General features: G+C 43.6%; 8 protein-coding genes. 5 read left to right on the forward strand and 3 right to left on the reverse strand.

Annotated features, from left to right (window positions below):
• The 3 genes from PLA23_RS09495 to PLA23_RS09505 form a co-directional block, all read right to left on the reverse strand.
• The coding region (locus PLA23_RS09495; RefSeq protein WP_324474996.1) for a metal-dependent transcriptional regulator at positions 1-386 on the reverse strand (386 nt) is incomplete at its 3' end.
• A gap of 156 nt (positions 387-542) precedes the next feature.
• Positions 543-1,178: an NAD(P)H:quinone oxidoreductase gene (gene wrbA / locus PLA23_RS09500; RefSeq protein ID WP_324474997.1), complete on the reverse strand. Its 636-nt coding sequence runs from the start codon at positions 1,176-1,178 to the stop codon at positions 543-545.
• A gap of 508 nt (positions 1,179-1,686) precedes the next feature.
• Positions 1,687-2,322: a hypothetical protein gene (locus PLA23_RS09505; protein ID WP_324331387.1), complete on the reverse strand. Its 636-nt coding sequence runs from the start codon at positions 2,320-2,322 to the stop codon at positions 1,687-1,689.
• Between the two features lie 373 nt (positions 2,323-2,695).
• Between PLA23_RS09505 and PLA23_RS09510 the strand changes: the two genes are divergently transcribed.
• Genes PLA23_RS09510 through PLA23_RS09530 form a run of 5 tightly spaced genes read left to right on the forward strand, consistent with a single transcriptional unit; the run spans position 2,696 to position 5,918 of the window.
• On the forward strand, positions 2,696-2,938 hold the full coding sequence (locus PLA23_RS09510; protein ID WP_214421132.1) for a FeoA family protein: 243 nt from the start codon (positions 2,696-2,698) through the stop codon (positions 2,936-2,938).
• Positions 2,939-2,944: 6 nt separating this feature from the next.
• Positions 2,945-3,169 carry a FeoA domain-containing protein gene (locus tag PLA23_RS09515; RefSeq protein ID WP_324331382.1) on the forward strand — a complete coding sequence of 75 codons (225 nt, stop codon included), beginning with the start codon at positions 2,945-2,947 and terminating at the stop codon, positions 3,167-3,169.
• Positions 3,170-3,176: 7 nt separating this feature from the next.
• Complete coding sequence (gene feoB / locus PLA23_RS09520; protein WP_324331380.1) at positions 3,177-5,165, forward strand: ferrous iron transport protein B; 1,989 nt, start codon at positions 3,177-3,179, stop codon at positions 5,163-5,165.
• A gap of 2 nt (positions 5,166-5,167) precedes the next feature.
• Positions 5,168-5,611: a hypothetical protein gene (locus PLA23_RS09525; RefSeq protein ID WP_324474999.1), complete on the forward strand. Its 444-nt coding sequence runs from the start codon at positions 5,168-5,170 to the stop codon at positions 5,609-5,611.
• Positions 5,595-5,918 (forward strand): hypothetical protein, encoded by a 324-nt coding sequence (locus PLA23_RS09530; protein ID WP_324331376.1) that lies wholly within the window; start codon positions 5,595-5,597, stop codon positions 5,916-5,918. The genes PLA23_RS09525 and PLA23_RS09530 overlap by 17 nt, the downstream gene beginning before the upstream one ends.
• Positions 5,919-6,066 lie beyond the last annotated feature (148 nt).

Consider the following 6,066-nt stretch of genomic DNA (forward strand, 5'->3'; position numbering starts at 1 on the left):
TTGCAGCATTCCTCGATAAATTCGACTGCACTCAAAAGCTTATCATATGTTTCCGCAGATACTCCATGTTCCATAATACAGGCATCATGATCAGCAACGGCTTTATCTACCCCGAGTAGCTCGAGAAGAGTACGGAGGACAGTGTGAGACTGTCTTGTTCGCTCTGCAATACACCGCCCCTCATCAGTCAGGGTCACTCCCCCGTATGGTTCATAATTAACGAGGCCAGCATCCTGCAATCTCTTAAATCCGTCAGTCACGGTGGCTGGAGTAATATGTAATGCTTGGGCGATATCCCGTGATTTTGCATATCCTTTTCCTTTCGATATTTCATAAATCACTTCAAGGAGATCTTCATTTCTTCTTGTAACTTTCTCTTCGGTCATGACTGTAATAAAGGAAGGTGAGTATTCGTAAACACCTCAGGGATGCAATACCTCATATACCATTATATTTCATTTTCTTTATAACCATCAGAAAGTTATCGTGCAAATTTCGGCATAATCGAAATTGCCATCTCTATCTGAAAATACTGCTTATTCTTATGAAAGTATTTCATTCTGTTTCCCTGCCAGATGTTGAGCAATTCGTGCAACATATCTCCCCTGATATCTGGCCCCTGCAAGTTCATTTGCTGATGGAAACCGTTCACCTGAACCCCCGGCAATTGTTGAAGCACCATACGGAGAACATCCGGAAATTTCATCCATAGTAGTCTGCCCGGAGAAGGTATACGGAAGTCCGGCAATGATCATTCCGTGGTGAAGGAGTGTAACATGCATCGTGAGTATTGTCGACTCCTGGCCCCCATGCTGCGTTCCGCTACTGGTAAAGACACTTCCAACTTTTCCTGCCAAAGCTCCTCTGCTCCAGATTCCACCCGTGGCATCAAGAAACTGCCTCATCTGCCCGGCCATATTTCCAAACCGGGTAGGGGTGCCAAATATGACTGCATCAGCTTTTGCAAGCTCATTAGGAGTAATTACAGGTAATTTCTGAAATTCATCCTGGAACGATTTCGCCCCCATTTTTTCAATAACTTCATCAGGTAATGTTTCAGGAACTCGGAATAATTCGGGCTCAAATCCGGCATCACGGACACCGAGAGAGATTGCCTGAGCCATAGTATGGACATGACCATACAGTGAGTAATAGACAATGAAAATCCGTACTGACATATTGCCACCATATAAGAGAGGGATCATCAGACAAATATAGATTCGGACTGGGGAGGGCGACAAAAAAAGTCTGACCGGTGTGCGGGATCAGGCAGATTTCATTCAGATATGAGCATCATACTTCATATTCGCCGGCGTTATGAGTCGAATTACATGAGAAGAGAAAATACCGGGAACAATGGTCCGGTTATCTTTTATGTAAAAAGAGTAGTAGCAAATGATGACTTTTTTTAACCCCTATATTGCCAATATACAGTTTTCGACAGATTAGTATCGTGCTGATAAATGGATTGTGTTGTCTGGCAAAATGAATATCCAGTTATGAGTTCATACGTACAGGGTTGAATTTTTATTGAACACGGGGATTTATGGCCTTACATAAAGGCCTTACTCATGAATTTTATAAACCCTCATTCAAAAGGTATCATATCAAAAAGCCCCTTAATACCAAATTCTAAATGGTGAATTTACACCATCCAACCCTGGAAAAAAAGAGAACGGTATCTCTTTATGAGACCGGAGCCTCAGTTGGGGCTATCGTATTACTCACGGTCGGAACCGGACGGGGTTTATAGGTTGTAGTCGGAGCCGGGGTAGGTTTCTGGTTTTCAACCAAACACTGCTCATATACTGAAGGATGAAGGGGAATTACCGATGCGGCAATCGCAGTAAACTCGTCTGCCTTTGCTTTTGCATCCTCCATAGTCTCGTACGAACCAAAGACTGCAACCACATTTCCGTCAATAAGTCGTAAGAAGAGATGTGACGTCTTTCCATCAGGATATTTGCCATACTGCGTTACCGTATCATTGCCAAATACCGGTTCACTCATTGCTGCAATACCGGTTTTTGCATTAAAATCTTCGAGGTTCACCTTCAGATTTTCTTCAGCTACATCAGAACAGTTCATATTCTGAAATACCTTGATGGTGATGACATTCGTAATGTCATTATTATCCATAATACCGGTTGCCATACCTGCATAAGAATTTACAGGAAAATTTGACCATTCAGGCGGTAATTTCACTACAAACTGGTCGTTGATTGTCTGATTGGAAGAAGCTCCTGGCTCGGCTGCAGAGACGGGGAGGAGAATTGCAACAAACAGAATACAAAAATAACTGCATAATCGAAATAGATCCATACTATCACGTTCGATTGGGAAGACTATGAGGTTTCTGGTGTTAACCAGAGAGGCTGTAGATGTAAACACAATATCAGGTAAGTTCCAGGATTTCCTCCCGCGTTTTTCCTGATAGAAAATAAACCAAAGGACAATAGATTGAAAATTGAGTGTTTAAACAAAATTTAAAGATATAAATGGTAGATCAGACAAACCAATGTAAGATATCTGTTTTTTTCTAAAGTAATTTGAAAATGAACAAAATTAATTGTTCGTTTCATTAAATTCTTGTTTAATTTAATTATTTTGAGATGTTGAAATTCAATTTAGTATACACCAATTTAATATACTAAAACATAATAATTTAGATAAGTCTAAAATTATTAGGAGATTCATGGCCACCATTACACTCGAGAAATTACCACCCGGATCATCGGGAACGATTACGTCAATTCTTGGTGATTCAGTTATTCGCCGTAGATTAATGGAAATGGGAGTACTTCCCGGTTCAGAGTTAACCCTCATTAAGTGGGCTCCTCTTGGAGATCCTGCTGAATGCAGTATCCGTGGGTACAAATTGTCTCTTCGGAGAGCAGAAGCAGCTTTGATCACTGTTGAACCAAAACTGAGGAAGTGATGTATTATGGTTCCCTTAAGCCTTTCAAAAGCCGAAGACCAGGTTGTGGTCCGGTCTATATGTGGAACAGGTCACCTGGCAAAAACAATTGGTCAGCTTGGGATCATAATCGGAATTGAACTTACCATTATTCAAAAAGCAAAAGAATCTGTGATTGTCCGGATTGGAGAGAGTAGATATGCTCTTGGAGCCGGAGCAGCCAGTATGGTTCTCGTCGAACCACTCAAATGAGGAATTTATGAAAGATATTCGTATATTACTTACAGGAAACCCCAATGTGGGAAAAACCACCCTGTTTAACAGCATATGTGGAGTTCATCAACACACTGGGAATTATCCAGGAGTGACTGTTGAGATTAAAGAAGGAAAACGACAAATAAATGAATATTCATTAATTGTCTCCGATCTCCCCGGAACATACAGTCTTTCTGCCTTTACTCCAGACGAGCAGGTTGCCCGTGATGCACTTCTGACCTCACATCCTGATGCTGTTGTTCAAATTATTGATGCCACAAATGTTGAGAGAAACCTGTTTTTAACGACTCAACTGATGGAAATTGGCATTCCAATGGTAATCGCTCTGAATATGTGCGATCTGGCAGATGAACAGGGAATTACCATTGATGCAGAGTGTCTTGAAAAGAATCTGAAAATTCCAGTCGTTCGGATTGTAGCACGAAAAGGAGAGGGAATAGACACATTAATCGATACAATCATCAGAGTCACAAAAGAGAAATCTTCCGTCCAATCAAAAGAGATCGAATATCCACATTCTGTCACATCTCATATCAACGAAATTGGATCATTTCTCATCTCTCACTCATCATCCCTAGGAAGTTTATCACCACAGTATGCAGCAATCCGGCTTATGGAAGGGGATGAACACCTTGAAAAAATGCTCCATGATAAGGGCCTTGCGATTCCATTTATTGACAAGGCGGATACGGCAGAGCGGGATGGAATTGCAGAAGATATTCTACTGGCACGATACCGGACAGCAGAAGAAATCACTACTTGTTCGGTTAAATGCACCATGGGACGTGTTATGCCTGCCGATCTTATTGATCAGGTATTGACACATCGAATCTTTGGAATCCCAATCTTCCTTTCATGCATGTGGTTTGCATTCCAGCTCACCTTTAGTGCATCCAATCCATTCCTTGTAGGAATAGAGTACGTTTTCGGGTATTTCACTGAACTGATGAATAACGTCGACATGGATCCATTCATCCGGTCCTTCCTGTCTGATGGAGTAATTGGTGGTGTTGGTTCAGTGCTTGTCTTTGTTCCAAGCATATTTGTCATGTTTTTGCTACTCTCCATCCTTGAAGATACCGGATACCTTGCGAGGGCCGCTTTTGTAATGGATAGGCTCATGCATTCAGTTGGGCTTCATGGGCGTTCATTCATCCCGTTCCTTATCGGTTTTGGATGTAATGTGCCGGCCATCATGGCAACCAGAACACTCCAAAGCAAAGCAGACCGGATTATTACCATCATCACCATCCCGTTCATGTCCTGTGCAGCACGGCTTCCCGTATACGTCCTCTTTGCAGGCGTATTCTTCGGAGCCGCTGCAGGGAATGTAATATTCTTCCTGTATGTTCTCGGAATCGCGGTTGCAATCCTGTCGGCCCTGATATTCCGGCGTCTGGTATTCAAGGATGAACCATCGCCTTTCATCATGGAACTCCCACCATACCGGAGACCAAGCGGATTTGCTGCAGCGGTCCACATGTGGTTTAAAGGCAGAGAATATCTGAAACGTGCAGGACTTGTCATCTTTGGCGGGGTTATCGTCGTCTGGGCATTAGCAACCCTCCCGGCAGGAGTAGAGTATGGATCTGCAGAGAGCCTTGCAGGAATCATCGGACAGGCATTACAGCCAGTATTTGCCCCGCTAGGGTTTAACTGGCAGCTGGTCGTCGGACTCATCTTCGGATTCATCGCGAAAGAAGTCGTCGTCGGATCTCTGGGAACCCTCTATGGAGGAGAAGAGATGCTTGAATCATCTCTTGCTGCAGACCCGGGCTTAAGTCCGGTAATTGCTCTGGCATACATGGTCTTTGTCCTCCTCTACCTTCCCTGTGTGGCTGCACTCGGGGTAATCAGACAGGAGATGAGGAGCTGGAAATGGACAGGTATCGCAATCGGATGGGGAATATTCGTCGCATATGTCTTCGCGTTCATCATATTACACGTAGGTTCACTCTTCATCGGAGCATAAACATGGATAATACAACATACCCACATCAGTATCTCTATGGGTGGACAGGAATTGTTGCTCTGACCACCTGTATCGCTGGCATCATATCAATACTAGAAGGAGCCGGAATAGGAACCGGCCTTTTTATCCCCGATATCCCCGGTGGATGCATCCTTCTGCTAATCGCTGCACTCTTCGCTACTGCATTCATAAAAGGCAGAAAAGACCATGCAGTCTGGATCAGCTTCTCCTACATCGGGGCCCTGCTCCTGGTGGTATTCGCCGGATGTACAATCCTGGTTGAAACCGGGAATTACCTTACCCTCATCATTGAAGGTGAAGAGGCACAGCTCCTGACTATCGTCAGTTCATCTTTCATATGGGCAGCAATCCTCGCGATTCCCCTTCTCGCCGGAGTATCAAAACTCCTGTACCGATGTTCATGTGGCGGTGACTGCTGTGAGTGAAGGTCTTGAAATACTGCATCTCATAAGCCAGCGGGGAGGATGCCTCCTCTCTGAACTTGTCACAGAGGTCAATATACCAGAAAAATCAATAAAATCCTGGATATCCATGTGGTGCAGCACCGGGCATCTGAAACGTTCCAGAGGAGAATCACGGGGATGTGGAGGTAGAAAAGGGGGAATGAAATGCATCTGTTGTCTCTGCGCATATAAAGAAAAGAATAATTCGAGTGAAAGCAGAGTGGAACTTACAAAGCGGGGACATACCCTTATCAGGAGGAACTGGGATGAAAAACCGTATCAAAAATGATATCAGGCTATGGACGATCATCTCGGGACAATTTATAAAAATTTTAAAATAAAGTCCCAGGTTTGTTCCTGAATCTTTTCATTAAGGAAATCTCTGCCTGCTGGACCATCACACCGGTCATGAAGGCGATCGGTGATCAGATAACAAC

Origin of the sequence: Methanospirillum sp., from assembly GCF_035406105.1 — an archaeon.
In the GTDB taxonomy this organism is placed as follows: domain Archaea; phylum Halobacteriota; class Methanomicrobia; order Methanomicrobiales; family Methanospirillaceae; genus Methanospirillum.

Coding starts and splice junctions, on each gene's coding strand:
- wrbA (WP_324474997.1), bottom strand. CDS start 1,178: ATGTCAGTACGGATTTTCATTGTCTATTACTCACTGTATGGTCATGTC.
- PLA23_RS09505 (WP_324331387.1), bottom strand. CDS start 2,322: ATGGATCTATTTCGATTATGCAGTTATTTTTGTATTCTGTTTGTTGCA.
- PLA23_RS09510 (WP_214421132.1), top strand. CDS start 2,696: ATGGCCACCATTACACTCGAGAAATTACCACCCGGATCATCGGGAACG.
- PLA23_RS09515 (WP_324331382.1), top strand. CDS start 2,945: ATGGTTCCCTTAAGCCTTTCAAAAGCCGAAGACCAGGTTGTGGTCCGG.
- feoB (WP_324331380.1), top strand. CDS start 3,177: ATGAAAGATATTCGTATATTACTTACAGGAAACCCCAATGTGGGAAAA.
- PLA23_RS09525 (WP_324474999.1), top strand. CDS start 5,168: ATGGATAATACAACATACCCACATCAGTATCTCTATGGGTGGACAGGA.